At 42.5% G+C, this 26,470-nt stretch carries 22 protein-coding genes, 4 tRNA genes and 4 rRNA genes; 25 read left to right on the top strand and 5 right to left on the bottom strand.

The window, feature by feature from the left end; genetic code table 11:
• Positions 1-57 precede the first annotated feature (57 nt).
• A tRNA-Sec gene (locus L5B90_RS10690) sits at positions 58-152 on the top strand.
• 17 nt (positions 153-169) lie between these two features.
• Here L5B90_RS10690 and L5B90_RS10685 read toward each other — a convergent pair.
• Positions 170-1,045 (bottom strand): divergent polysaccharide deacetylase family protein, encoded by an 876-nt coding sequence (locus L5B90_RS10685; RefSeq protein WP_265762922.1) that lies wholly within the window; start codon positions 1,043-1,045, stop codon positions 170-172.
• Positions 1,045-2,259: a murein hydrolase activator EnvC gene (gene envC, locus L5B90_RS10680; protein ID WP_442778775.1), complete on the bottom strand. Its 1,215-nt coding sequence runs from the start codon at positions 2,257-2,259 to the stop codon at positions 1,045-1,047. The genes L5B90_RS10685 and envC overlap by 1 nt, the downstream gene beginning before the upstream one ends.
• 242 nt (positions 2,260-2,501) lie before the next feature.
• Here envC and L5B90_RS10675 point away from each other — a divergent pair, with 242 nt between their 5' ends.
• Entirely contained in the window at positions 2,502-3,185 is a 684-nt protein-coding gene (locus tag L5B90_RS10675) for a 2,3-diphosphoglycerate-dependent phosphoglycerate mutase (protein WP_250351463.1), read from the top strand.
• Between the two features lie 61 nt (positions 3,186-3,246).
• On the opposite strand, the gene tusA is transcribed toward L5B90_RS10675, so the two are convergent.
• On the bottom strand, positions 3,247-3,486 hold the full coding sequence (gene tusA, locus L5B90_RS10670) for a sulfurtransferase TusA (RefSeq protein ID WP_250351464.1): 240 nt from the start codon (positions 3,484-3,486) through the stop codon (positions 3,247-3,249).
• Between the two features lie 70 nt (positions 3,487-3,556).
• Here tusA and L5B90_RS10665 point away from each other — a divergent pair, with 70 nt between their 5' ends.
• The 3 genes from L5B90_RS10665 to hemG are packed head-to-tail and all read left to right on the top strand — an operon-like array spanning position 3,557 to position 6,152.
• Positions 3,557-4,168: a YigZ family protein gene (locus tag L5B90_RS10665; protein ID WP_265762982.1), complete on the top strand. Its 612-nt coding sequence runs from the start codon at positions 3,557-3,559 to the stop codon at positions 4,166-4,168.
• Between the two features lie 11 nt (positions 4,169-4,179).
• A complete protein-coding gene (locus tag L5B90_RS10660) occupies positions 4,180-5,643 on the top strand; it encodes a TrkH family potassium uptake protein (RefSeq protein WP_250351465.1) in 1,464 nt (487 codons plus the stop codon).
• Positions 5,643-6,152: a menaquinone-dependent protoporphyrinogen IX dehydrogenase gene (gene hemG, locus L5B90_RS10655; RefSeq protein ID WP_250351466.1), complete on the top strand. Its 510-nt coding sequence runs from the start codon at positions 5,643-5,645 to the stop codon at positions 6,150-6,152. Before L5B90_RS10660 ends, hemG begins: the two co-directional genes overlap by 1 nt.
• Here the strand turns inward: hemG and L5B90_RS10650 are convergent.
• Positions 6,149-6,301: a hypothetical protein gene (locus L5B90_RS10650; protein WP_265762920.1), complete on the bottom strand. Its 153-nt coding sequence runs from the start codon at positions 6,299-6,301 to the stop codon at positions 6,149-6,151. The two genes, hemG and L5B90_RS10650, sit on opposite strands and share 4 nt — an antisense overlap.
• A gap of 266 nt (positions 6,302-6,567) precedes the next feature.
• On the opposite strand from L5B90_RS10650, the gene L5B90_RS10645 reads away from it, so the two are divergent.
• The 19 genes from L5B90_RS10645 to L5B90_RS10555 all read left to right on the top strand — a co-directional run bounded on the left by L5B90_RS10645 (position 6,568) and on the right by L5B90_RS10555 (position 23,708).
• Complete coding sequence (locus L5B90_RS10645; protein ID WP_265762919.1) at positions 6,568-7,737, top strand: pyridoxal phosphate-dependent aminotransferase; 1,170 nt, start codon at positions 6,568-6,570, stop codon at positions 7,735-7,737.
• A 331-nt stretch (positions 7,738-8,068) separates the two neighbouring features.
• Positions 8,069-9,612, top strand: a 16S ribosomal RNA gene (locus tag L5B90_RS10640).
• A 90-nt stretch (positions 9,613-9,702) separates the two neighbouring features.
• Positions 9,703-9,778: transfer RNA gene (locus L5B90_RS10635), tRNA-Glu, on the top strand.
• Positions 9,779-9,983: 205 nt separating this feature from the next.
• Positions 9,984-12,992: ribosomal RNA gene (locus L5B90_RS10630) — 23S ribosomal RNA — on the top strand.
• 113 nt (positions 12,993-13,105) lie between these two features.
• Positions 13,106-13,221 (top strand): 5S ribosomal RNA (rrf, locus tag L5B90_RS10625).
• Between the two features lie 50 nt (positions 13,222-13,271).
• Positions 13,272-13,387 (top strand): 5S ribosomal RNA (gene rrf, locus L5B90_RS10620).
• The 16S, 23S and 5S rRNA genes sit together here with 3 tRNA genes alongside, the layout of an rRNA operon.
• An 11-nt stretch (positions 13,388-13,398) precedes the next feature.
• Positions 13,399-13,475, top strand: a tRNA-Asp gene (locus L5B90_RS10615).
• Between the two features lie 8 nt (positions 13,476-13,483).
• Positions 13,484-13,559: transfer RNA gene (locus tag L5B90_RS10610), tRNA-Trp, on the top strand.
• Between the two features lie 321 nt (positions 13,560-13,880).
• Entirely contained in the window at positions 13,881-14,252 is a 372-nt protein-coding gene (locus tag L5B90_RS10605; RefSeq protein WP_250363699.1) for a ComEA family DNA-binding protein, read from the top strand.
• 149 nt (positions 14,253-14,401) lie between these two features.
• Positions 14,402-15,016, top strand: a complete 615-nt coding sequence (gene rdgB, locus L5B90_RS10600) for an RdgB/HAM1 family non-canonical purine NTP pyrophosphatase (protein WP_250363698.1) — start codon at positions 14,402-14,404, stop codon at positions 15,014-15,016.
• Positions 15,016-16,164, top strand: coding sequence for a radical SAM family heme chaperone HemW (gene hemW / locus L5B90_RS10595; RefSeq protein ID WP_250363697.1), 1,149 nt, complete (start codon positions 15,016-15,018; stop codon positions 16,162-16,164). The genes rdgB and hemW overlap by 1 nt, the downstream gene beginning before the upstream one ends.
• Before the next feature lie 102 nt (positions 16,165-16,266).
• Positions 16,267-16,926 carry a ribose-5-phosphate isomerase RpiA gene (gene rpiA, locus L5B90_RS10590; RefSeq protein ID WP_250363696.1) on the top strand — a complete coding sequence of 220 codons (660 nt, stop codon included), beginning with the start codon at positions 16,267-16,269 and terminating at the stop codon, positions 16,924-16,926.
• Positions 16,927-16,948: 22 nt separating this feature from the next.
• Complete coding sequence (serA, locus tag L5B90_RS10585) at positions 16,949-18,181, top strand: phosphoglycerate dehydrogenase (RefSeq protein WP_250351472.1); 1,233 nt, start codon at positions 16,949-16,951, stop codon at positions 18,179-18,181.
• 166 nt (positions 18,182-18,347) lie between these two features.
• Positions 18,348-19,379 carry an endolytic transglycosylase MltG gene (gene mltG / locus L5B90_RS10580; RefSeq protein ID WP_250364601.1) on the top strand — a complete coding sequence of 344 codons (1,032 nt, stop codon included), beginning with the start codon at positions 18,348-18,350 and terminating at the stop codon, positions 19,377-19,379.
• A 1-nt stretch (position 19,380) separates the two neighbouring features.
• On the top strand, positions 19,381-20,010 hold the full coding sequence (gene tmk, locus L5B90_RS10575; RefSeq protein WP_250363695.1) for a dTMP kinase: 630 nt from the start codon (positions 19,381-19,383) through the stop codon (positions 20,008-20,010).
• 5 nt (positions 20,011-20,015) lie between these two features.
• Positions 20,016-21,008, top strand: coding sequence for a DNA polymerase III subunit delta' (locus L5B90_RS10570; RefSeq protein WP_250363694.1), 993 nt, complete (start codon positions 20,016-20,018; stop codon positions 21,006-21,008).
• A 9-nt stretch (positions 21,009-21,017) separates the two neighbouring features.
• Positions 21,018-21,800 carry a TatD family hydrolase gene (locus L5B90_RS10565; RefSeq protein ID WP_250363693.1) on the top strand — a complete coding sequence of 261 codons (783 nt, stop codon included), beginning with the start codon at positions 21,018-21,020 and terminating at the stop codon, positions 21,798-21,800.
• A gap of 28 nt (positions 21,801-21,828) precedes the next feature.
• Positions 21,829-22,356, top strand: a complete 528-nt coding sequence (locus L5B90_RS10560) for a DUF1523 family protein (protein WP_250351476.1) — start codon at positions 21,829-21,831, stop codon at positions 22,354-22,356.
• A 65-nt stretch (positions 22,357-22,421) separates the two neighbouring features.
• Entirely contained in the window at positions 22,422-23,708 is a 1,287-nt protein-coding gene (locus L5B90_RS10555) for a hemolysin family protein (protein WP_250363692.1), read from the top strand.
• Positions 23,709-23,759: 51 nt separating this feature from the next.
• Here the strand turns inward: L5B90_RS10555 and rpmE are convergent, their stop codons facing one another.
• Positions 23,760-23,972 (bottom strand): 50S ribosomal protein L31, encoded by a 213-nt coding sequence (rpmE, locus tag L5B90_RS10550; protein WP_103854262.1) that lies wholly within the window; start codon positions 23,970-23,972, stop codon positions 23,760-23,762.
• Positions 23,973-24,172: 200 nt separating this feature from the next.
• On the opposite strand from rpmE, the gene priA reads away from it, so the two are divergent.
• The gene (priA, locus tag L5B90_RS10545; protein WP_265762918.1) at positions 24,173-26,359 is read left to right on the top strand and encodes a primosomal protein N'; all 2,187 of its coding nucleotides are present in this window, start codon (positions 24,173-24,175) and stop codon (positions 26,357-26,359) included.
• The last annotated feature ends 111 nt before the right edge of the window (positions 26,360-26,470 follow it).

Raw genomic sequence — 26,470 nt, 5'->3', positions numbered from 1 at the left:
TTACTTTCACATAGGCTTGAATAATCAACAAATTTCCTTTAAAGTGAGCAAACTGTTGGAAGATAGGCGTTTCCGGTGAAACGGCAGGACTTCAAATCCTGTTAAGGTTGCCAGCAATCTTGGGTGGGTTCGACTCCCATTATCTTCCGCCACTTCTTTTTGATCTCTTCTATTTTGGTATCCCTCTTAGTAATGGTATTTCGCGAAAAGGGGCGACGGATGTCGGGGCGGGTGTTGCATTAAAGAGCATAATGAATGGTTTTTGTGGGACGATTTTTTCACCACGCCATAGACTGCCTATATTCACTAATTGAATATCTTGAGGGAGGTGATGTAAGCCATTTTGTAGCACGGCAATCGTATTTTTTCGGGGATGTCCGATAACGATAGCGGTGCCTTGTTTACGCGCATAGGTAATGGCTTGTTGAAATTGACGTTGAACGTCGTTAAATTCATCGCTATCATCAAGGAAAATATGGCGATCTAGTGCTTTTATGCCGTATTGTTTTGCGGTTTTACTTGCGACAGAATGCCCGATAGTGCGGCTATCTAGAAAAAAGAGATGTTGCTCTTGTAGCACGGTCATTAATTTATTCATTAAATCTTGATTTGCGGTTGCAGCACTACCCATATGATTGTTTAAGCCAATGGCAGCAGAAACAATTTTCTTGGCATTTTGCACGTTTTCTCGTACTGTCTGTTGCGACATTCCGAGAGTGAGACCACCAGATTCAATCTTATGATTCCCCATAGGTTGCATAGGCAAATGAATAAGCACATCTCGCCCTTGTTGCATTGCTTGTTGATTGCGTTGTTTGGCATAGGGGGCGGAAGGAATGATTGCTACCGAAATTTCTTTTGGCATCGCATAAACTGCAGCATCTTCTTTAGGGCGATAGCCCACATCATCAATAACAATGGCAAGGCGAGATTGGCTGATCGAAATTGTGGGGGAGAGGCTCAAGCAAAGTGCGGTAGAAAAAATCAGTAAATTTTTAACCGCACTTTGTTTTTTGGTGATTTGCTTTTGATAAGCTCTCTTCATTATCGTAGCCATCCTGTTGGATTTACCGCAACACCTTTGCGGCGAATTTCAAAATAAAGCCCTGATCTTGATTGTCCCCCAGAACTCCCCACTTCTGCAATTTTTTGTCCAGCATTAACAAATTGCCCTTCTTTAACAGAAACAGAGCGATTATAACCATATAAACTTAAATCGTTTTCACCATGTTTGATAATAACCATTAAGCCATAACCTTGTAACCAACTAGCTAAAATAACTCGTCCATCAGCAATCGCGCGTACAGACGCTCCAGCATTTGCCCCGATCACAATCCCTTTCCATTTTAATTCTCCCATTTGGGTTGAACCAAAACGGTTGAGAATTTTGCCTGATACAGGATATTGATATTGCCTTTGTGGTTTACCCAACCCTGAATTGCTTGCCATAAGCTGTTTTTCTTGGGCAGTTGGCGTGTAAGGCTTTTGGTTTTTTTGTTCTTCTTGGCGAGTTTTCTGCGCTAACGCTTCACGTTCACGTTTTTCTTGTTCACGCGCTTGTTGTTCTGCGCGTTGGATTTGTTGGCGTAAGGCATTTTCGTTTTCTTTTAAGCTATCTAATTTATTTTGATCTTTGGCTAAACGCTTATTCAGCTGATTGAGCGTAGATTGGCGCTCACGCTGCACTTTTTGCAAACTCTGTTGTTGTTTTTTCTGCGCATTCAGCTGATTTTGTTGTTCTTGCTGTTGAGTTTGAATATTGGCTTTTTCTTTCTTGAGCTGTTCTTGCGTTTGTTTGAGATCTTCAATGTAGGCAAGACGAGCTTGGTTCATATGCTCATAATAGGCTTTCATTCGCTCTGCTTTTTGAGCATCTTCTGAAAAGAGTTTCTCTAGCACCGAAGGGTTAATGCCTGAGCGGTACATTGCATCGAGCTGCTTAGCCAGTTTTTCTTTTTGGCTTTTTTCTTGTCTTTCTAAGTGTTTGATTTGTTTATCGGTATCCGCGATCATTTGGCGAATGGCTTTTAGATCTGATTCCGTTTGGCGAAGTTGTCCAACCACGCCATTAATTTGCAACTCCTGATTTTTAAGGGTGGATTGCAATTTGTCTTGTTCACGTTTTTGTTCAGCAATTTTCTGTTCTTGCTGTTTGATCTGTTTTTGAATCGCAGACAGATCCGCGCTCTGCACAGCGAAAGGTAGGGTGCAGGCAAAAAAGAAAAGTGCGGTGCGTTTTTTCAACGTTTTTTCTCTCATTAATAAAATTGGTGTATCGCCCTAATGGCTAAAAATGTGCATAACTATACCATTATTTGAGCAAGGCGCTAAATGTTCGCGGGAAAAATTTTGAGTAAATCAGAAAATCGCGGTTTGGAGAAAAATCAGAATGCGGTAAATCCTTGCGAAAGATCAGGAAAGTAATGCTTTTTCCTTTTAAAAGGCTGAAATTTTTGCTATAAAGTGGCGCAGTATTTTTCATTAACATTAGGAGATTTTCTATGGAATTAGTGTTTATTCGTCACGGTTTTAGTGAATGGAATGCGAAAAATTTATTCACTGGCTGGCGTGATGTTAATTTAACGGAACGTGGTGTAGAAGAAGCAAAAGCGGCAGGGAAAAAATTATTAGATGCAGGCTATGAGTTTGACATCGCGTTTACCTCTGTACTTACTCGTGCAATTAAAACCTGTAATATCGTGTTGGAAGAGTCTCACCAGCTTTGGATCCCACAAGTGAAAAGTTGGCGTTTAAATGAGCGTCATTATGGCGAATTACAAGGCTTAGACAAAAAAGCAACGGCAGAAAAATATGGTGATGAGCAGGTGCATATTTGGCGTCGTTCTTACGATACATTACCACCATTACTAGATCCAAATGATCCAAATTCAGCCCATAATGATCGCCGTTATGCAAATTTACCGCCTGATGTGATCCCTGATGGCGAAAACTTAAAAGTAACCTTAGAGCGCGTTTTACCGTTCTGGGAAGATCAAATTGCCCCAGCGTTATTATCAGGAAAACGTGTATTAGTCACTGCTCACGGTAACTCATTGCGCGCCTTAGCCAAACACATTATCGGCATTTCTGATGAAGATATTATGGATTTTGAAATCCCAACAGGTCAGCCATTAGTGCTAAAACTTGACGATAAATTAAATTTTGTAGATAAATTCTATCTATAATCCCGTTAAAAAAGAAAGGTGCGAATGTCCGCACCTTTTTATTTTGTTCTGATTTTCTTCGTTATTGCCCTTTCTGCACCCAATATCTAAATGGGGGGCTTTCTGTTTCGCTTTTGAGTAAACGATGATCCATAAATTGACAGAAACTGGGAATATCCCTTGTGGTAGCAGGATCATCAGCCAGAATGAGTAGCACTTCCCCCGCTTGCATATGGCGAATTTGCTTGCGTACTAGCATTACTGGTTCAGGACAGCGTAGCCCTTGGGTATCTAACTGTTGATGAATATTAATTTCGTTCATTGTTTATTTAGTTGAAGTGATTTTGTGCGTATAATACCGCTCAATTAAATATTGGTCAAAATTAGTCTGGATTATGGAATATTTAATTCCGCAAAGTGCGGTGGTTTTTGAAGAAGAAATTAAGAAAAGCCGTTTTATCACGTATCTCAAACATACAGAAAGTTTAGCACAAGCGAAAGCGTTTTGGCAGGAAATTCGTACTCAGCACCCAAATGCCCGCCATCATTGTTGGGCGGCGGTCGCGGGTAAACCGTCAGATACCCAAAGTTTAGGCTTTTCCGATGATGGCGAACCCGCAGGCACAGCTGGTAAGCCAATGTTAAATGCGTTGCTGGGTAGCCAAATTGGTGAAGTCAGTGCCGTTGTGGTGCGCTATTATGGTGGGATTTTGCTGGGGACAGGAGGCTTGGTGCGTGCTTATGGCAACGGCGTGCAACAAGCCTTGCAATTGCTTGAAACCACAATGAAAGTGGAGCGAGAACATTTTCGGTTGACCTGTGAGTATGACCAAATCAACTGGCTGCAACACTTGTGTGTGCAGCAAGAGGTGTTGATTGAATCGCAAGATTTCCAAGAAAAAGTCCATTTTGTATTGGCAATCCGTCCTGATAGACAGGCTGAGTTTGAACGAGAATTAACGGAACGTTCTGCCGGTCAGCTAACAATCCTCGCAATAAAATAAGAGAGAACATTGTGCATATATTATCTATTTTTCGAATTATCGGCATTTTGGTGATGTGTTTTTCTGCCACAATGCTTGTGCCGGCATTTGTGGCACTAATTTATGGTGATGGGGGAGGAAAAGCGTTTATGCAAGCCTTCATTGCTAGCTTTTCTTTTGGCACGCTGTTGTGGTGGAGCTGTCATCAACATAAACAGGAATTGCGCGCCAGAGAAGGTTTTTTAATCGTCGTGGTATTCTGGGTGCTGTTGAGTTTATTGGCGGTGATTCCATTCTTGTTATTTGATGAAGTGCATATGGATTTTGCAGATACGGTATTCGAGGCATTTTCTGCCCTGACGACGACAGGTGCAACGGTAATGTCTGGGCTAGATAACTTGCCGAAATCCATTTTATTTTATCGCCAGTTTTTACAATGGCTAGGGGGAATGGGGCTGATTGTATTGGTTGTTGCCGTTGTACCCATTTTAGGGATTGGAGGAAGCCAGCTTTATCGCATTGAATCTTCAGGCCCACTGAAAGATCAGAAAAATTTGCCGAGAATTGCAGAAGTTGCAAAACTATTATGGATTTTATATTGCGTGCTTACGGTTGTATGTATTCTTGCTTATTGGTGGGCGGGAATGTCAATGTTTGACGCGATTTCCCATAGTTTTTCTACGGTTTCTAATGGTGGAATGTCCACTCACGATGCCAATTTAGGGTATTTTAATGATTCCAAAATTTATTTTTTAGCCGCATTTTTTATGCTTGTCGCAGGTTGTAACTTTGGCTTGCACATTACGGCTTTAACACATATGAAACACCAAAGTATATGGAAAACCTATTGGCACGATCCTGAGTTTCGTTTTTTTTGTTTCGTTCAAGGATTCTTTATTCTCGTGCTATCTCTAGGGCTTTATCTTTCTTACGATAACCTTTCGTTGATTGATGCCTTTGCCCAAGGGAGTGCGCAATCTGCGTCTATGGCAATGACGTCAGGCTATACATTATTTGATTTCAATCAATTGCCGCCATTTCTAGGAATGATGCTTGTCTTTGCAGGGTTATTAGGGGGCTGTGCCGGCTCAACCTCGGGGGGGCTTAAAATGATCCGTGTCTTAGTTGTCTGGTTGCAGTTTAAACGAGAACTGAAATCGTTAGTTCATCCAAGCCTTGTTGTGCCAGTTAAACTCGGTGATAATTTGTTATCTATGCAGGTTATTGAACGGATCTGGGCGTTTTTAATTGCCTTTTTCCTTACATTTTGGCTATGCGTCTTTGCGGCTATCTTATGCGGAATGGAAGCATTTGATTCCATTGGGGCTGTTTTTGCCGCCATTACAAATTCGGGACCGGGGCTAGGTATCATCAGTACAAGCTTTGCCGGTGTGCCAGATAGTGCAAAATATGTCTTTTCCTTTGCAATGGCGGCAGGGCGTTTGGAAATCTTTTCACTCTTAGTGCTATTCAGTCCTGCTTTTTGGAGAACTTGATGAAAACCTTGATTTTGTATTCTAGCTGTGATGGGCAAACGCAGAAAATCGCCCAATTTATGGCAGAAAAATTAATCGCCGAAGTGCGTAGCATTAGTGATAACGTGCCTGACTTAGCGGAATTTGATCGCATTATCATCGGTGCGTCAATCCGTTACGGACATTTTAACAAATTGCTTTATCAATTCATCGAAAAAAACACCGCACTTTTAAATCGCAAACAAACGGCATTTTTTGGCGTGAATTTAACTGCGCGTAAAGCCGGCAAGGATACGCCAGAAACGAATTCATATGTCAAAAAATTTTTGCAACGTATCCACTGGAACCCCACTTTATGTGCGGTATTTGCGGGGGCGTTATTGTATCCCCGTTATGGCTGGTTCGACCGAATGATGATCCGCTTTATTATGAAAATTACGGGCGGCGAAACGGACACCAGTAAAGAAATTGAATATACCGATTGGCAAAAAGTGGACAAATTTGCCGAACAGTTGAAGCAACTTAATTAGCCAACAGAAAGTGCGGTGGAAAAATTAACAGAATTTCCACCGCACTTGCATAAGTCGCGTTGAAGCGGATCTTGCACCCCAGCATTAACGTGATATAAAAGATAGACTAACCCTGAAGAAGACTTCCATCTTCTCGTTTTCTTTTTCACTTTTCTGCAAGAACATTTTTCTCCTCTTATTTTACATCTATCGTATGTTGCTATCAGAACGTCATTGTATAGTGCATAACTAAAATAACCTTCATTGAATTAAAATTCATTATTTTTAAATATTAATTTAAAAATATGGGTTTTATCACTTGACAATTTTGATGAATTATTACAAATTTAACGCCGTTAAAGTAAGTTTTAATAGGCTTTAATTGCTTGCTTTATGAATTGGAAATTTAATAACTAAAACTCAATAAGGAATAATTATGCAAATTAATCGTCGTCGTATGCTACAACTTACCGCTGCGGGTGTTGCTGCAGGTCTTTTTCACCACAAAGTCGTTGCTGAAACACAACCCATTACAACGCAGACAACATTTACGCTACCTAGCGCTGAACACCCTCTGCTATTAAACTTTAATGAAAATTCTTTGGGAATGAGCCAGTCTGCACGTCAGGCGATTATTAATCATCTCAATTTATCCAATCGTTATCCGGACAGTGAACGTGAAGGTTTGATTGAGGATATTGCCAAGCGTTTTAATCTTAATACGGAAAATATAGGATTAGGTAATGGTTCTTCTGAAGCGATTGAAGCGGTGATTGCAGGTTGGATTCAGCAAGCGAATGAGAAAAAGCAAGCTGTACAAGTGATTGCGCCCGATCCAACATTTGGGATTTATGAAGATTATGCCGCTGCACGCAATGTGCCTGTGGTGAAAGTTCCATTAAAAGAGGATCTCTCATTTGATCTTAAAGCAATCCGTGCGGTTGCGGATCAATTTGATGGTATGAGCATTATTTATCTTTGTAACCCAAATAATCCAACTGCATTATTGACGCCAAATAGCCAGTTGGCGCCTTGGTTAGATAATATTCCAGCGAATCATCGTTTGTTGATTGATGAGGCTTATGCAGAATATGCCGAAGGTGATCCGCAATTCACTAGTGCGATGGAATGGGTGCGTAAAGGAACTGAACATTTAGCTGTAACGAGAACATTTTCTAAATTATATGCATTGGCAGGCTTGCGGATTGGCTATATGGTGGCAGCGAAATCAGAAATGGATTATTTACGTCAATTCTTAAGCGCCGATAACACTAACTTAACCGCTGCAGTGGCTGCACGTGCGACATTAGCAGATAACGCATTTTTACAAGAAAGCCGTCGTGTTACAGATGAATCTCGTCGTATGGTGATGAAAGCGCTTGATGAATTAGGGCTTACTTATATACCAAGTAGTGCAAATTTCATTTTTCACAGTATCAAAGGTGATAGTGTAGAATATGCAAAACGTATGAAAGCATACAATATTGTTGTGGGGCGTCCTTTCCCACCATTGACGAATTACAACCGTTTAACCTTAGGTACACCAGAGGAAATGGCATATGTTATTGAAGTGTGGAAAACATTTCGTCAAAAAGGATGGCTCTAGAGAGATAAAATTCGCTAAATTTTCACCGCACTTAGGTGAATAATTTTGCAAGTTGGTGTAAAAGTCATCAAGCGATAAAAAATCTTAAAAATTTGCAAAAAAAGACTTGCAAAGATTTTCGAGATGTCTATAATACGCCGCACACAACGACGCGACGTTGTAGAAATAAAGATGATACAAATCGCGTCGTTCTTTTTTGCTCTTTAACAATCAATTAGACAATCTGTGTGGGCATTCGTTGATTTTCAAAAAGATTTAAAATTTAGAAATCAATGATGCTTAACTTGAAATTCGAAAAGAATATAACGTTATGTATTCATTGAGCGAGATTAAACTGAAGAGTTTGATCATGGCTCAGATTGAACGCTGGCGGCAGGCTTAACACATGCAAGTCGAACGGTAACGGGTTGAAAGCTTGCTTTCGATGCTGACGAGTGGCGGACGGGTGAGTAATGCTTGGGAATCTGTTTTATGGAGGGGGATAACCATTGGAAACGATGGCTAACACCGCGTAATATCTGAGGATTAAAGTAGTGGGACCGGAAGGCCACTAGCCATAAGGTGAGCCCAAGTGGGATTAGGTAGTTGGTGGGGTAAAGGCCTACCAAGCCTGCGATCTCTAGCTGGTCTGAGAGGATGACCAGCCACACTGGGACTGAGACACGGCCCAGACTCCTACGGGAGGCAGCAGTGGGGAATATTGCGCAATGGGGGGAACCCTGACGCAGCCATGCCGCGTGAATGAAGAAGGCCTTCGGGTTGTAAAGTTCTTTCGGTGATGAGGAAGGTGGACGTGTTAATAGCGCGTTTGTTTGACGTTAGTCACAGAAGAAGCACCGGCTAACTCCGTGCCAGCAGCCGCGGTAATACGGAGGGTGCGAGCGTTAATCGGAATAACTGGGCGTAAAGGGCACGCAGGCGGTAAATTAAGTGAGATGTGAAATCCCCGAGCTTAACTTGGGAATTGCATTTCAGACTGGTTTACTAGAGTACTCTAGGGAGGGGTAGAATTCCACGTGTAGCGGTGAAATGCGTAGAGATGTGGAGGAATACCGAAGGCGAAGGCAGCCCCTTGGGGAGATACTGACGCTCATGTGCGAAAGCGTGGGGAGCAAACAGGATTAGATACCCTGGTAGTCCACGCTGTAAACGCTGTCGATTTGGGGGTTGGGCTTTGAGCTTGGCGCCCGTAGCTAACGTGATAAATCGACCGCCTGGGGAGTACGGCCGCAAGGTTAAAACTCAAATGAATTGACGGGGGCCCGCACAAGCGGTGGAGCATGTGGTTTAATTCGATGCAACGCGAAGAACCTTACCTACTCTTGACATCCAAAGAAGGTCTTAGAGATAAGACTGTGCCTTCGGGAGCTTTGAGACAGGTGCTGCATGGCTGTCGTCAGCTCGTGTTGTGAAATGTTGGGTTAAGTCCCGCAACGAGCGCAACCCTTATCCTTTGTTGCCAGCATGTAGAGATGGGAACTCAAAGGAGACTGCCAGTGATAAACTGGAGGAAGGTGGGGATGACGTCAAGTCATCATGGCCCTTACGAGTAGGGCTACACACGTGCTACAATGGTGCATACAGAGGGAAGCGAGCCTGCGAGGGTGAGCGAATCTCAGAAAGTGCATCTAAGTCCGGATTGGAGTCTGCAACTCGACTCCATGAAGTCGGAATCGCTAGTAATCGCGAATCAGAATGTCGCGGTGAATACGTTCCCGGGCCTTGTACACACCGCCCGTCACACCATGGGAGTGGGTTGTACCAGAAGTAGATAGCTTAACCGAGAGGGGGGCGTTTACCACGGTATGATTCATGACTGGGGTGAAGTCGTAACAAGGTAACCGTAGGGGAACCTGCGGTTGGATCACCTCCTTACCGAAGAGAAGACGAATGTTCACACAGATTGGTTGATTGATGTTAGACAATGAGAAGCAAAGGATGTAGTAGAGATTACCTTTATATGTAGTCCCCTTCGTCTAGAGGCCTAGGACATCGCCCTTTCACGGCGGTAACAGGGGTTCGAATCCCCTAGGGGACGCCATATAAAGCTAATCTTATAGCGAATTGCTCTTTAACAATGTAAAAACAAGCTGAAAACTGAAGAGACTTTCAAGCCGGTGATAATAAAGTTTATCACTGAATTGAAGAAGTCTGAGTAGAAGAAGACTTACTTGAACAAAAGCAAGTAAGCGATTCTCAACGAATGACGATGATAGCTTTAAGGAAAAAAATCCTTGAGGTTGTATAGTTAAGTGAGAAAGCGTACAGGGCGGATGCCTTGGCAATCAGAGGCGAAGAAGGACGTGCTAATCTGCGAAAAGCGTGGGTGAGTTGATAAGAAGCGTTTAACCCACGATGTCCGAATGGGGAAACCCGATAGGTGAAGAACCTATCATTGTTTACTGAATAAACTAGGTAAACAAGGCGAACCGGGAGAACTGAAACATCTAAGTACCCCGAGGAAAAGAAATCAACCGAGATTCTGTGAGTAGCGGCGAGCGAAAGCGGAGGAGCCAGTAAGTGATAGCGAGTGATTTAGGAGAATTGACTGGGAAGTCAAGCGAAACAGGGTGATAGCCCCGTATCTGAAAAATCGCGTGTGGTACTAAGCTTACGAGAAGTAGGGCGGGACACGAGGAATCCTGTTTGAAGATGGGGGGACCATCCTCCAAGGCTAAATACTCCTGATTGACCGATAGTGAACCAGTACTGTGAAGGAAAGGCGAAAAGAACCCCGGTGAGGGGAGTGAAATAGAACCTGAAACCCTGTACGTACAAGCAGTGGGAGCCCCATCACTCAAGCCTATTGAGTGATGGACGTTTAGTAAAAAAATACCGCACTGAAAGGTTAATTTTTACGAAGTAAAAATTTAACCCCAAAAAATAGCAGTGGGATTGAGTGATGGGGTGACTGCGTACCTTTTGTATAATGGGTCAGCGACTTATATTTTGTAGCGAGGTTAACTGAATAAGGGAGCCGAAGGGAAACCGAGTCTTAACTGGGCGGCTAGTTGCAAGGTATAGACCCGAAACCCGGTGATCTAGCCATGGGCAGGTTGAAGGTTGGGTAACACTAACTGGAGGACCGAACCGACTAATGTTGAAAAATTAGCGGATGACCTGTGGCTGGGGGTGAAAGGCCAATCAAACCGGGAGATAGCTGGTTCTCCCCGAAATCTATTTAGGTAGAGCCTTGTGTGAATACCTTTGGGGGTAGAGCACTGTTTCGGCTAGGGGCCCATCCCGGGTTACCAAACCGATGCAAACTCCGAATACCAAAGAGTACTGCACAGGAGACACACGGCGGGTGCTAACGTCCGTCGTGGAGAGGGAAACAACCCAGACCGCCAGCTAAGGTCCCAAAATCTATATTAAGTGGGAAACGAAGTGGGAAGGCTTAGACAGCTAGGATGTTGGCTTAGAAGCAGCCACCATTTAAAGAAAGCGTAATAGCTCACTAGTCGAGTCGGCCTGCGCGGAAGATGTAACGGGGCTAAAATATAGTACCGAAGCTGCGGCATCAATCGAAAGATTGTTGGGTAGGGGAGCGTTGTGTAAGCGGAAGAAGGTGAATCGAGAGGTTTGCTGGACGTATCACAAGTGCGAATGCTGACATAAGTAACGATAAAACGGGTGAAAAACCCGTTCGCCGGAAGACCAAGGGTTCCTGTCCAACGTTAATCGGGGCAGGGTGAGTCGGCCCCTAAGGCGAGGCTGAAAAGCGTAGTCGATGGGAAACGGGTTAATATTCCCGTACTTGGTAAAGCTGCGATGTGGGGACGGAGAAGGTTAGGTTAGCGTACTGTTGGAGATGTACGTTTAAGTTGGTAGGTGGGTAGACTAGGCAAATCCGGTCTACTGTCAACACAGAGAGATGATGACGAGGCTCTAAGGAGCTGAAGTAACTGATACCACACTTCCAGGAAAAGCCACTAAGCTTCAGGCTTTACTAAACCGTACTGAAAACCGACACAGGTGGTCAGGTAGAGAATACTCAGGCGCTTGAGAGAACTCGGGTGAAGGAACTAGGCAAAATAGCACCGTAACTTCGGGAGAAGGTGCGCTGGCGTAGTGTGAAGTTCTTTGCGAATGGAGCATGAACCAGTCGAAGATACCAGCTGGCTGCAACTGTTTATTAAAAACACAGCACTCTGCAAACACGAAAGTGGACGTATAGGGTGTGATGCCTGCCCGGTGCTGGAAGGTTAATTGATGGTGTAATCGAAAGAGAAGCTCCTGATCGAAGCCCCAGTAAACGGCGGCCGTAACTATAACGGTCCTAAGGTAGCGAAATTCCTTGTCGGGTAAGTTCCGACCTGCACGAATGGCATAATGATGGCCAGGCTGTCTCCACCCGAGACTCAGTGAAATTGAAATCGCCGTGAAGATGCGGTGTACCCGCGGCTAGACGGAAAGACCCCGTGAACCTTTACTATAGCTTGACACTGAACCTTGAATTTTGATGTGTAGGATAGGTGGGAGACTATGAAGCGGTAACGCCAGTTATCGTGGAGTCGTTGTTGAAATACCACCCTTTAACGTTTGATGTTCTAACGAAGCGCCTGAAACGGGTGTTCGGACAGTGTCTGGTGGGTAGTTTGACTGGGGCGGTCTCCTCCCAAAGCGTAACGGAGGAGCACGAAGGTTTGCTAATGACGGTCGGACATCGTCAGGTTAGTGCAATGGTATAAGCAAGCTTAACTGCGAGACAGACAAGTCGAGCAGGTGCGAAAGCAGGTCATAGTGATCCGGTGGTTCTGAATGGAAGGGCCATCGCTCAACGGATAAAAGGTACTCCGGGGATAACAGGCTGATACCGCCCAAGAGTTCATATCGACGGCGGTGTTTGGCACCTCGATGTCGGCTCATCACATCCTGGGGCTGAAGTAGGTCCCAAGGGTATGGCTGTTCGCCATTTAAAGTGGTACGCGAGCTGGGTTTAGAACGTCGTGAGACAGTTCGGTCCCTATCTGCCGTGGGCGTTGGAGAATTGAGAGGGGCTGCTCCTAGTACGAGAGGACCGGAGTGGACGCATCACTGGTGTACCAGTTGTCTCGCCAGAGGCATTGCTGGGTAGCTAAATGCGGAAGAGATAAGTGCTGAAAGCATCTAAGCACGAAACTTGCCTTAAGATGAGTTCTCCCCGACTTTAAGTTGGTAAGGGTTGTTTGAGACTAAGACGTAGATAGGCTGGGTGTGTAAGCGATGTGAGTCGTTGAGCTAACCAGTACTAATTGCCCGAGAGGCTTAACTATACAACACTCAAGGGTTTTGGCTTGTTTTTGATTGAGAGAGTAGGGATTTTAGAGCGGAATGCTTTGAAGTCTGTAGATAAGAGAGATAAGCTTTAGATAAGCGAAAGAATTATCTTGGCGGCGTTAGTGCAGTGGACCCACCTAAATCCATGCCGAACTTAGAAGTGAAACGCTGTAACGCCGATGGTAGTGTGGGAGTTTCCCATGTGAGAGTAGGGCACCGCCAGGTTTTATTTTGTTAATTTATTATGATATTAGTAAATTAACAAAATAAAATTTTTTGGCAGCAATAGTGTAGCGGGCCCACCTAATTCCATGCCGAACTTAGAAGTGAAACGCTATAACGCCGATGGTAGTGTGGGATTTTCCCATGTGAGAGTAGGTCACTGCCAATTACAAATTTTGCGGAGCGGTAGTTCAGCTGGTTAGAATACCTGCCTGTCACGCAGGGGGTCGCGGGTTCGAGTCCCGTCCGTTCCGCCACTTCACTTAGGGGCGTAGTTCAATTGGTAGAGCACCGGTCTCCAAAACCGGGTGTTGGGAGTTCGAGCCTCTCCGCCCCTGCCATTATATAACCTATTTTTCTATATTTTCCCTCTTCTATTTTCTCTGATTTTATTTAAATTCATTTTCTATGGTGATTATTTGTAGCAGTTTAAAATCAGGATTATACAAAATGTTATCCATTTGAAGTGTACAGATAGTAAATAAGAAGTTAAGTAATCTTTAAACAATATGATTACTTTTTTAACCTATTTCCTTTATTTTTACGATCGTGATCGCAGAAGTGCGGTGTTTTTGTTGCGAGTTTTTACTCTGAAATGCAAAGTATAACCGCTGATTTATTCAGTATTTATACGTTTTGTTTTATGAATAAGGAAAACCGTAATGAAAATTAAGACAATTTTATCTTCTTTACTTCTATCAACCGCATTATTAGGGAGTTTTTCTGTTGCCGCACAATCTCAACAAAATGATAAGGCGAGTCCTCAGTTAGAAAGCGCAGTGGAAGTTGCGAAAGCCTCTTCTTCTTTTATTGGCGAAAAATTGAATATCAATACTGCAACAGCTAGCGATATTCAGCGTGCATTAGTGGGTATTGGCGCTAAAAAAGCGGATGCGATTGTTGAGTATAGAGAAAAACACGGCAAATTTACTGCTGTAGAACAGTTGTTAGAGGTTCAGGGCATTGGTAAAGCAACATTAGAAAAAAACAGAGAACGCATTGATCCTTTATCATTTAGTGAAAATAGCAAATAGTGATCGCAATTAAAATGCACTATACTAATCAAACTAAGTATATTGCGGAAGAATATTGTGATTGAGCGGTAATCCTGCGTTGATTTCCTATCAGTTCGTATTGCAAAGGCGGCTTAGTGGTCGCCTTTTTTATTTTATAAGGAACAATAATGAAACAAAAAATTGTGCTTGCTACAGGTAATCAAGGTAAAGTGCGAGAAATGGCTGATGTACTTGCCGAATTTGGTTTTGATGTCATTGCTCAAACTGATTTAGGGATTGAAAGTCCAGAGGAAACGGGGCTGACATTTGTCGAAAATGCCTTATTAAAAGCGCGTTATGCCGCCAAAATATCGGGGTTGCCTGCTATTGCCGATGATAGCGGATTAGTGGTGAATGCCTTGAATGGCGAACCGGGCTTATATTCCGCGCGCTATGCGAGTGTTGAGGGTGATCAGGCTGATGCTGAAAATCGTAAAAAATTACTGCAAAAATTAGCAAATGTACCCGCTGGTGAACGTCAGGCTAAATTTGTGAGTTGTATTGTTTTATTGCAACACGAAACGGATCCTTCGCCAATTATTGCCGAAGGAGAATGTGAAGGTGAAATTACTTTTGCAGAAAAAGGAGAAAATGGTTTTGGCTACGATAGTGTGTTTTTTTATCCTAAAAAAGACCGCACTTTTGCCGAGCTTGATACCCAAGAGAAGAAAAAAATCTCACATCGAGCCAGTGCATTAAGTGTATTGAAAGAACGTTTACAAGTAAAAGTGCGGTCAAAATAATGCGAGTTTTACCGCCATTAAGTCTGTATGTGCATATTCCTTGGTGTGTGCAGAAATGTCCTTATTGCGATTTTAATTCACACGCACAAAAAGCAGTCATTCCCGAACAAGAATATATCGCGCATTTGTTGGCTGATTTACACCAAGATCTACTGCGTTATCAAGCAAGTCTTGCTGAGCGAACACTGCATTCCATTTTTATTGGCGGCGGTACGCCAAGTTTATTTTCTGCACAAGGTATAGCTCAATTATTACAAGGAATTGAACAGCAAATCGCGTTTGCACCAAATATTGAAATTACGTTAGAAGCCAACCCCGGCACGGCGGAAGCGACACGTTTTGCGGGCTATGTTGAAGCTGGGGTAAATCGCCTTTCTTTAGGCATACAAAGTTTTGATGATGAAAAATTGCAACGTTTAGGGCGTATTCATAACGCGACCGAAGCAAAAAAAGCGGTACAAATGGCGAAAGAAGCGGGTTTTAAGCGTATTAATTTAGATTTAATGCACGGTTTACCCAATCAAAGCCTTGAGCAAGCGAAAGATGATTTACACCAAGCTATCGCCCTTGAACCGAGCCATCTTTCTTGGTATCAACTGACGATTGAGCCAAATACAATGTTTGCTTATCGCCCTCCTACTTTGCCCGATGATGATGCCCTATGGGATATTTTTGAGCAAGGACATCAACTGTTAAGCCACGCAGGTTATGTACAATATGAAACATCAGCTTATGCAAAAGCTGGCGATCAGTGTCGGCATAATCTGAATTATTGGCGATTTGGTGATTATTTAGCGATAGGTTGTGGGGCACACGGAAAATTAACCTTCCCCAATGGGGAAATAGAGCGTTTTTCTAAAACCAAGCACCCGAAAGGCTATATGCGTGGGGAATATTTATATGAAAAAAAACAAATCGCGCTTGAAGATCGTCCTTTTGAATTTTTTATGAACCGTTTTCGCTTGCTTGAACCTGTGCCAAAATCGGAGTTTGAGCATTTGACAGGATTATCGCTTGACGTGATAGCCCCCCAAATTGCGTGGGCAAAATCAAAAAAATATATTCAGGAAAACCACCGCACTTGGCAAATTACTGAGCAAGGAAAACTCTTTTTGAATGAATTATTAGCAGAGTTTTTACCAGAATAAGGCTTGTATCTATCCTTGAATGGGATTAAAGTAGATGCCTTGTTCGCAAACGGTTACTTATGTCAAATTTGAACATCAATATTATGCGTTAAGGGAAAGAATATGGATCAACTCGCAATGAAAAAGCAAGCGGCACAAACCGCATTACAATATGTGAAGCCTGATATGATTGTCGGCGTGGGAAGTGGCTCAACGGTAAACTGCTTTATTGAAGCACTTGGTGCAATGAAAAATAATATTAAAGGTGCAGTAGCCGCTTCCAAAGCTTCAGAGGAATTATTGAGAAAACAAGGGATTGAGGTATTCAGTGCCAATGATGTATCCAGTTTAGATATTTATGTTGATGGCGCAGATGAAATTAACCCTCAAAAAATGATGATCAAAGGCGGAGGGGCGGCACTGACTCGAGAAAAAATTGTCGCGGCACTTGCGAAGCAATTTATTTGTATTGTGGATCAAAGCAAACAAGTGGACGTGCTAGGTTCAACCTTTGCACTACCTGTAGAAGTCATCCCAATGGCACGCTCGCAAGTTGGGCGTAAATTAGTCAGCTTAGGTGGTGCGCCAGAATATCGTGAAGGCGTGGTAACCGATAACGGCAATGTGATTTTGGATGTGTATAATTTCGCAATTTTAAATCCCATTGAAATGGAAAAAACCTTAAATAATGTTGCAGGTATAGTAACCAATGGTATTTTTGCCTTGCGTGGCGCGGATATTGTGATTGTCGGCACACCGCAAGGGGCAGAAATTATCGAATAACTATTTGATTATGGAGAGCAAAATGTCAGCAAAAGTCTCACTGGATAAGTCTAAAATTAAATTTGTACTGCTAGAAGGCGTGCATAAAAACGCCGTTGATGTGTTAAATGCCGCAGGCTATACCAATATTGAATATCATAAAAAAGCCCTTGAGCCAGAAGAATTAAAAAAAGTGATTAAAGATGCCCACTTTTTAGGTATTCGTTCACGCACGCACTTAACTGCTGAGGTATTGGAGTGCGCTAACAAATTAATCGCGGTGGGCTGTTTTTGTATTGGCACGAACCAAGTGGATCTTGAAGCGGCGAAAATGCGAGGGATTCCCGTGTTTAATGCACCATTCTCTAACACCCGTTCGGTAGCAGAGCTGGTACTAGGCGAAATTTTGCTCTTAATGCGTAATGTACCGCAAGCCAATGCCGAAGTGCATCGTGGTTTATGGAACAAATCTGCTGTAGGTTCACACGAAGTGCGGGGCAAAAAATTAGGCATTGTTGGCTATGGACACATTGGTTCTCAACTTAGTGTGATTGCCGAATCTCTCGGAATGAACGTGTTTTTCTATGATATTGAAACCAAACTACCATTGGGTAACGCACAGCAAGTTGGTTCTTTGGAAGAATTGCTTGCCAATAGCGATGTCGTTTCCCTACACGTTCCAGAAAATAATTCCACCAAAAATTTAATGAACGCTAAACGTATCGCACAATTAAAAGAAGGCAGTATTTTAATTAATGCCGCACGTGGAACGGTGGTGGATATTGATGCGTTGGCAGCCGCGATTAAAGCCGGCAAAGTGCGTGGGGCGGCATTGGATGTGTTTCCAAAAGAACCCGCTTCTATTAATGAAGAATTTGTTTCGCCATTACGTGGTTTGGATAATGTTATTCTTACCCCGCATATTGGTGGCTCAACGGCAGAAGCACAAGAAAATATTGGTACAGAAGTGGCAAGCAAATTTGTGAAATATTCCGATAACGGCTCAACGCTTTCAGCGGTAAACTTCCCAGAAGTGTCTTTACCAGAACACAGCAAAACCAAGCGTTTATTGCACATTCACGAAAATCGCCCAGGCGTGTTAAACCACATTAACCAACTTTTTGTGCAAGCAAATATTAACATCGCTGCACAATACCTACAAACCGATCCAAAAATTGGTTATGTTGTGATTGATGTAGAAACTGATGACTGTTCACAACTCTTACAACAACTGCGTGAAATTGATGGCACCATTCGAGCAAGGGTGTTGTATTAGCTTTGCTTGGCTTTGAATGTTAAGTCTTGTCTATAAAGGAAGTGCGGTAAAAAATCACAAAATTTTCACCGCACTTTATTTTTATCCTGTTCTTGTTTTTATAACATTCTGAAAATTTGCCTGTCTATGATACACTTGCCCGCAATTTTTTGATGATGGATTGATGATGAAAAAATTTTTCTTTTTTCTTTTATTTTTGTTGCTCTTGATTGGGAGCGCGGCACTTTGGGGGTATCAGCACCTCACACAATGGATAAATCACCCCGTAAATGTGCAAGCCAATCAATTATTAACCGTGGAGCGTGGCACGACAGGCGCAAAATTAGCGAAGCTGTTGGAGCAAGAAAAGCTGATTGATGATGCCACTTATTTACCTTGGTTATTAAAACTTCAACCACAATTAAATAAGATTAAAGCAGGAACATATCGCCTTGACGGTGTAAAAACGCTGGCGGATTTGTTGCAACGTTTGAACGAAGGTAAGGAAGTGCAGTTGAATGTCCGTTTTTTAGAAGGTGATACCTTTAAAACGTGGCGTAAAACCCTGACGAAAGCCCCTTATTTGCAACAAACTTTGGCAGATAAAACAGAAGAAGAAATTTATCAATTATTGGATTTGCCGGCGGATTTACCGCATAAAATTGAAGGTTGGTTATATCCAGATACCTATCACTATACGCCGAAATCTACCGATCTGGCGCTTTTAAAACGGGCGGCTGAACGGATGACGAAATTATTAGAAAAGATGTGGGCAGAGCGTGATGCCGATTTACCATTAAAAAATGCTTATGAGATGTTGATTTTGGCATCTATTGTAGAGCGTGAAACCGCTTTAAATGATGAGCGTGGCAAAGTGGCTTCTGTTTTCATTAATCGCTTGAATAAAAAGATGAAATTGCAAACTGATCCAACCGTGATTTATGGAATGGGTGAGCGGTATAATGGCAATATTCGGCGTAAAGATTTGGAAGAAGCCACCCCTTATAATACTTATGTGATTGAGGGTTTGCCCCCTACGCCAATTGCAATGCCAACGGAAAGTGCGTTGAAAGCCGTTGCTCACCCTGAAAAAACGGAATTTTTATATTTTGTCGCAGATGGTACGGGGGGACATAAATTTAGCAAAAACTTACAGCAACATAATCAGGCCGTACAGGAATATCTGCGTTGGTATCGCCAACAGAAAAGTGAGAAATAAGATGACTGGTAAATTTATTGTGATTGAAGGCTTAGAAGGGGCGGGCAAAACGACTGCCCGTGATGCCATTGTGGAAGTGCTAGCCCGTGAGGGGGTAAGTGATGTGGTGTTTACTCGTGAACCCGGTGGTACGCCTTTGGCGGAAAAATTGCGTCATTTGATTAAATACGAAACAGAAGAACCCGTAACGGATAAAGCAGAATTGTTAATGCTTTATGCCGCGCGCATTCAGTTGGTGGAAAATGTGATTAAGCCTGCCCTTGCCGAAGGTAAGTGGGTGGTGGGCGATCGCCACGATTTATCTTCCCAAGCTTATCAAGGGGGGGGGCGTCAAATTGATGCAAATCTGTTGCAAACCTTAAAGCAAACGGTGTTAGGCAATTTTTCCCCTGATCTCACCTTATATTTAGATCTTGATCCTGAAATTGGTTTAGCGCGAGCGAGAGGGCGTGGTGAGTTAGATCGTATTGAGCAGCAAGAAATTGCCTTTTTCCAACGTACCAGAGATCGTTACTTAGCCTTGGTTAAACAAGATCCCAATGCGGTGATGATTAATGCTGAACAAAGCATTGAACAAGTGCGTGCCGATATTCAAAGTGCGGTGCAAAATTTCATTAAAAATCATCAATAAAATTTATGTTACGTTATCCTTGGTTGCAACCCTATTACGACAAAATTATCCACGCCTTTGAACAAGGGTATGGGCATCACGCCTTGTTATTTAAAACGGAACAAGGCATTGGCAGTGATGCGTTGTTGCGTGGCGTGGCAGCGTGGTTAGTCTGTCAATCGCCAAAGGGTCATCAACCTTGCGGTGCGTGCCATCATTGCCAGCTTTTTAATGCAGGCAATCACCCTGATTTTTATCTGCTTGAACCGATTGAAAATAAGGATATTGGTATTGATCAAGTACGTGAAGTGAATGAAAAAGTGGCGCAGCGTTCACAACAGGGAGGCAATAAAATTGTGATGATTAAACAGGTGGATCGCCTGACAGAATCTGCCGTGAATGCGTTGCTGAAAACCTTGGAAGAACCGACGCAACAGACCTATTTCCTGCTTCAAGCCGATCTTTCGGCGAGCTTGTTGGCGACCATTTACAGCCGTAGTCAGCCTTGGTTAATCGCCAACCCGACACAAGCACAAGCCCTAGCTTGGCTGGCGGAGCAAAATGTGGGAAAAATGGAAGAAATTCGCACCGCACTTGATGTTTCGCACGGTCGTCCACTTTCTGCCTTGGCTATGTTGCAACAAGGATTATTACAAAAACGCACGTTATTGTTACGTCAATTTTGGCTGTTTTATACGCGCCGTTCGCCACTGGAATTATTACCGCACTTTGAAAAAGAGATTTTATTCCAACAACTCGATTGGTTGAGTGGATTTTTGCGTGATGCGTTAAAAATGAAATTGAATGTGCCAGCTCAATGGGTTCAGACGGATTTTTTGCAAGCTATTCAACGTTTTAACCAAAAACAGAGTACGCAAGGGCTACTTAAAGCCAGCAAAATTATGCAGCAAGTGCGGTCGGATTTATTACAAATTAACGGCGTGAATCAAGAAATTATTTTGCTTGATGGCTTAACACGCTTAATTACCGAGGTCTTTGAACCTCAACAAATGCATTAGGAAAGTAAAATGTTTATTGTAGATAGTCATTGTCATTTAGACGCATTAGATTATGAAAACTTACATCAAAATGTTGCTGATGTGGTGCAAAAAGCCAAACAACGTGGTGTGCAACATTTACTTGCGGTGGGCGTAACCTTAAAACGTTTTGAGCAAATGTATGAAACCTTAAAACCGTTTTCTGAAATTTCCTTAGCCTGTGGTGTTCACCCTTTAGATTTAGATGATGAACCTTTTGATGCAGCACGTTTACATCAGCTTGCGCAAGATGATAAGGTGATCGCTATTGGTGAAATGGGCTTGGATTATTATTACAGTGTGGAAAATAAAGCTCAGCAGCAAGCTGTGTTTGCTGAGCAAATTGGCGTAGCGAATGCGTTAAACAAGCCAATTATTGTGCATACCCGCTCGGCAAGAGAAGATACCATTGCCTTGTTGAAAGAACATCAGGCTGAAAAGTGCGGTGGTGTTTTGCATTGTTTTACCGAAAATTGGCAAATGGCAAAACAAGCCCTTGATCTGGGATTTTATATTTCCATTTCGGGCATTATTACCTTTAAAAATGCGGAAGAACTACGTGAAGTTGTACGTCAAGTGCCGTTAGATCGTTTATTGGTGGAAACCGATAGCCCTTACCTTGCGCCTGTGCCTTATCGTGGAAAACAAAATCAGCCTGCTTATACTCGTGAAGTGTGTGATTATGTTGCTACCTTGAAAGGGCTTTCAAGTGAGGAATTTGCCCAAATAACCACACAAAATTTTGAGCGTTTGTTCAAAATTCAGGTACAATAAAACATTACCTTAGCTGGAGGAAGAAACAATGCGACGCTTTTTTAAATATTTTTTCATTTTGATCATCTTTTTATTTCACGGTTTTTTATTTGCCCTTGTAAACTATGTTACCCCTCATTATGATGTAACCCGAGTAACAGGTGTAGAAGTAAAACGGGTGGATAAAGATGGTCCAATTACCAAATCGAATCCAGCAGATGGTCCGACCCGTGATGTGTATTATATTTATACGCAAAAACCGAATGAAGATAAGGTGATGGTGTATCGCAATGAAGATACACGCTGGAGTTTTCCTTTCTATTTCAAATTTGGCTCTGCCGATTTACAAGCCAAAGCACAAAGCTTTGCTGTGGAGCATAAATTGGTGCAAGTGAAATATTATGGCTGGCGTTTAGTGCTATTTGATGAATTCCGTAATGCCACCTCAATCAAAGAAGTTACCTTAGATGAAGGGGCGTCTTACCCAATTCTGTCTTATGTATTTTATTTCTTCTTGTTGATTACACTGTTCTTCTCAATCCAATTTGTGCGTGGTTGGTTTGATAGCGAAAAATAAGCGTCAAAATCAGGTGAAAGTGGTGTATCTTGCGATGCACCATTTTTCTTATAAGGATAATAAAAATGGGATTATTTGAAGCAATATTAAGTTTAACCGCCTTAATTGGCGTAAGTGCGGTGATTTCTTCTGCAGAAATTTCATTAGCGGGAGCAAGAAAATTAAAACTACAAAGCCTTGAAAATGAAGGCGATGAACGGGCAAGATTAGTGTTACAACTGCAAGCCCACCCGGGGAGATTTATTACTGTGGTGCAAATTGGCTTGAATATGGTGGCGATTTTAGGTGGGGTAATTGGTGAAAGTGCCATTAGCCCAGTGCTTGAAAAATGGCTTGCCCAATATAGTCAGGCAGAATGGTTGCAAAGTGCCGCCTCTTGGCTGTCTTTTGCGATTGTTACCATTGCTTTTATTTTGTTGGCGGATCTTATTCCGAAGCGTCTTGCAATGACTAATCCAGAAACTGTGGCATTACGTACCGTACGCATTATGCTGTTTTGTATCTTCTTATTTAAGCCTATTGTATGGTTGTTTGATGCCATTGCTAATGCTGTGTTTCGCTTATTCCGTATTTCCACCGTGCGAGAAGACAACCTTACCCCTGAAGATATTGTGGCGTTGGTGGACGCTGGTGCAGAAGCGGGTGTGCTAAAAGCGCAAGAACATTATTTGATCGAAAATATTTTTGATATGCAAGAGCGTACGGTAACCTCCACAATGACCACGCGTGAAAATATTGTTTTTTTAGACCGCACTTTTGATCGTGAAAAGGTGGTGGCAACGATTAAATCTAATCCGCATTCTAAATTGCTCATTTGCGATAATGGATTGGATAAAATTTTAGGTTATATTGAATCACATAGCTTACTCACACTGTATTTACAAGAACAACAGGTTTCCCTTACGGATCAGCGTGTTTTGCGTAAACCACTATTTATTCCTGATACCTTATCCTTGTTTGAAGTGCTGGAATTGTTTAAATCTGCTGGTGAAGATTTTGCCGTGATTGTGAATGAATACGCGTTGGTGGTAGGAATTGTAACGCTCAATGATGTAATGAGTATTGTAATGGGCGAATTAGTTTCGAGTGAAGAAGAGCAAATTGTTCGCCGTGATGAAAGCTCGTGGCTGATTGACGGTGCAACACCTTTAGAAGATGTGATGCGCGCCTTAGAAATAGAAAATTTCCCCGATGCAGAAAATTATGAAACTATCGGTGGATTTATGATGTATATGTTACGTAAAATCCCGAAAAAAACTGACTTTGTTCTCTATGATAACTATAAATTTGAAATTATTGATACAGAGAATTTTAAAATTGATCAGTTAATGGTTTCCCTTAGAAAAGATTAATTTTAGAGAATAAAAAACCCTACATCAGTAGGGTTTTTCATACACTTAATCTTATTTCGTGCTTGGAATGCTGAAACGTTTGTTGAAGCGTTCAACACGACCACCAGTATCAACAACGCGTTGTTTACCTGTGTAGAATGGGTGGCAGTTGCTGCACACGTCCAAGTTCAAATCTTTACCTAAAGTTGAACGAGTTTTGATCACATTACCGCAAGAACAAGTTGCCGTAATTTCTTTATATTCTGGGTGAATACCTTGTTTCATAGAAAACCTCAATTTGAAGCCACTCCGCTCTCTAAAACTGAATTTAGCACCGAGTGTGGTTAATATTACACTTATAGCACATCGCCATAAGCAAGATCTTTCATTTAAGCCCGCAGATTATACCGAAAAAAAAGGAATATTCAAGGGGCGAGATTATTCCGCTATAATAAGCGCAATTTTTGTTTGTTAAGGCTCGCATAATGAAACTTGTCCGTGTGGCGCTAGCCGTGCCATTATTCCAATTTTTTGATTATCTTCTGCCAGAGGGCTTCTCTCCTGCTGTGGGGGGGCGTGTGATTGTGCCATTTGGAACACAGAAACGCGTGGGGATCGTGGTAGATTTTCCGAGCCAAAGTGAGGTTGCCCCTCAACAGCTTAAAGCAATCTTGACCGTACTTGATGAGCAAACTCTGTTTAATGAACCTGTGTGGCAATTGATCCACTGGGCGGCAAATTATTATCAAGCGCCATTGGGTGAAGCCTTATTCCAAGCGCTGCCGGTGAAATTGCGGCAAGGGGAAAGTGCGGTGGAAAATTCGCCCGTTTTTTTCCGCATTACTGAACAGGGTGAGCAAGCCTTACGTGAGCATTCACTTAAACGCGCGAAGAAACAGCAAGAAGCCTTACAGTTATTAGCTCAACAGCCACTGGAAAAAGGGCAAACGCCCTTTTCTACTACAATTTGGCAGCATTTAAAAGAAAAAGGTTATATAGAGGAATACGAACAACAGAAAGTGAGCCGTCCTTGGTATGATCTTGATCAGCCCATTGTTAATGAAGAGAATAAGCATCGTTTAAACAAAGAACAAGCCTTAGCATTAGGGCAAATTGTATTTCATCAAGGTTTTGCCGTTTGGTTGATTGATGGCGTAACAGGTTCGGGTAAAACAGAAATTTATTTACAAAGCATTGAAGAAACCTTGAAAAAAGGGCGACAAGTGCTAGTCCTTGTGCCTGAAATTGGGCTAACGCCACAAACGGTACAACGTTTTAAAGCACGTTTTAATGTCGCGATTGATGTATTACATTCAAATTTGAATGATAACCAACGCTTACAGGCGTGGCAGCGTGCAAAATCAGGACAAAGTGCGATAATCATTGGCACAAGATCGGCATTATTCACGCAATTTGCGGATCTTGGTTTGATTGTGATAGATGAAGAACACGACAGTTCTTTTAAACAGCAAGATGGTTGGCGTTATCACGCACGGGATTTGGCGGTGGTGTATGCAAAACAATTAGAGATTCCTATTTTATTGGGGTCAGCAACGCCAAGTTTAGAAAGCCTGAATAACGTGAAATTAGGCAAATACCAACACATTATTTTGCAAAAAAGGGCAGGAAATAGCACCGCACTTCAACAATTCGTGATTGATTTAAAACATCAGCGTATACAAAATGGATTGTCAGATGCCCTTGCCAATAAAATGCAGGAACATTTACAACAAGGCAACCAAGTCTTGCTGTTTTTAAACCGTCGTGGCTTTGCCCCTGTGTTATTTTGCCACGAATGTGGTTGGATTGCAGAATGCCAACATTGTGAAAAACCTTATACTTATCATCAACATCAGCGTGTATTACGTTGCCATCATTGCTGCTCGCAAAAGCCCATTCCTATGCAATGTGGGCATTGTGGCTCAACCCACTTAATGACCACTGGGCTTGGCACCGAACAGCTTGAAGAAACCTTAACACAACGCTTCCCCGATTATGTGGTAACGCGTATTGATCGTGATAGCACCGCGCGCAAAGGTAAGTTAGAACAGCATTTGCAAGATATTCAACAAGGCAAAAGCCAGATTTTAATTGGTACACAAATGCTTGCTAAAGGACATCATTTTCCTAATGTCACCTTAGTTGGATTGCTGAATGTGGATAATGCGTTATTTTCTGTAGATTTTCGTGCTGAAGAGCGACTTGCTCAGCTTTATATTCAAGTCGCAGGACGAGCTGGACGTGGCGACAAACGTGGGGAAGTGGTATTGCAAACCCATTATCCAGATCACCCTTTATTACGCACCTTATTAAAAGAGGGGTATGGCGAATTTGCCCAACACGCCTTGCAATTACGCCAGCAAATGGGATTACCGCCTTATCATTCACAAGCCTTATTTCGTGCGCAAAGCCGTCATAGTGAAGAAGCTGAACAGTTTTTACAGCAAATTGCGCAACAATTACAACAGCAAAATGTGGCAGGTTTACAAATTTATGGTCCTTTACCTGCGCCATTTAGCAAAAAAGCGGGGGCTTACCGTTGGCAGTTATTATTACAACATTCGTCAAAAGCAAAATTACAGCAAGTATTAAGCCAGTTTAAACAGGATATTCCGCAAAAAGCCCATCAAGTCCGTTGGGTGTTAGATGTGGATCCGTTAGATTTAAGTTAAAACTCGCTAGCCATTGCCCCTATTTTTCAGTAGAATTGGAACAATTTTGTCGGATGAAATGAGGGGAAATTTATTTTCTCATCTGTTTTATTGAATAATGATCTTGATTTT

It is taken from the genome of Avibacterium sp. 20-129, assembly GCF_026226845.1.
In the GTDB taxonomy this organism is placed as follows: Bacteria; Pseudomonadota; Gammaproteobacteria; order Enterobacterales; family Pasteurellaceae; genus Avibacterium.
Note: the sequence above shows the minus strand (reverse complement) of the source record. Positions and strands in the feature narration are given on the sequence as shown.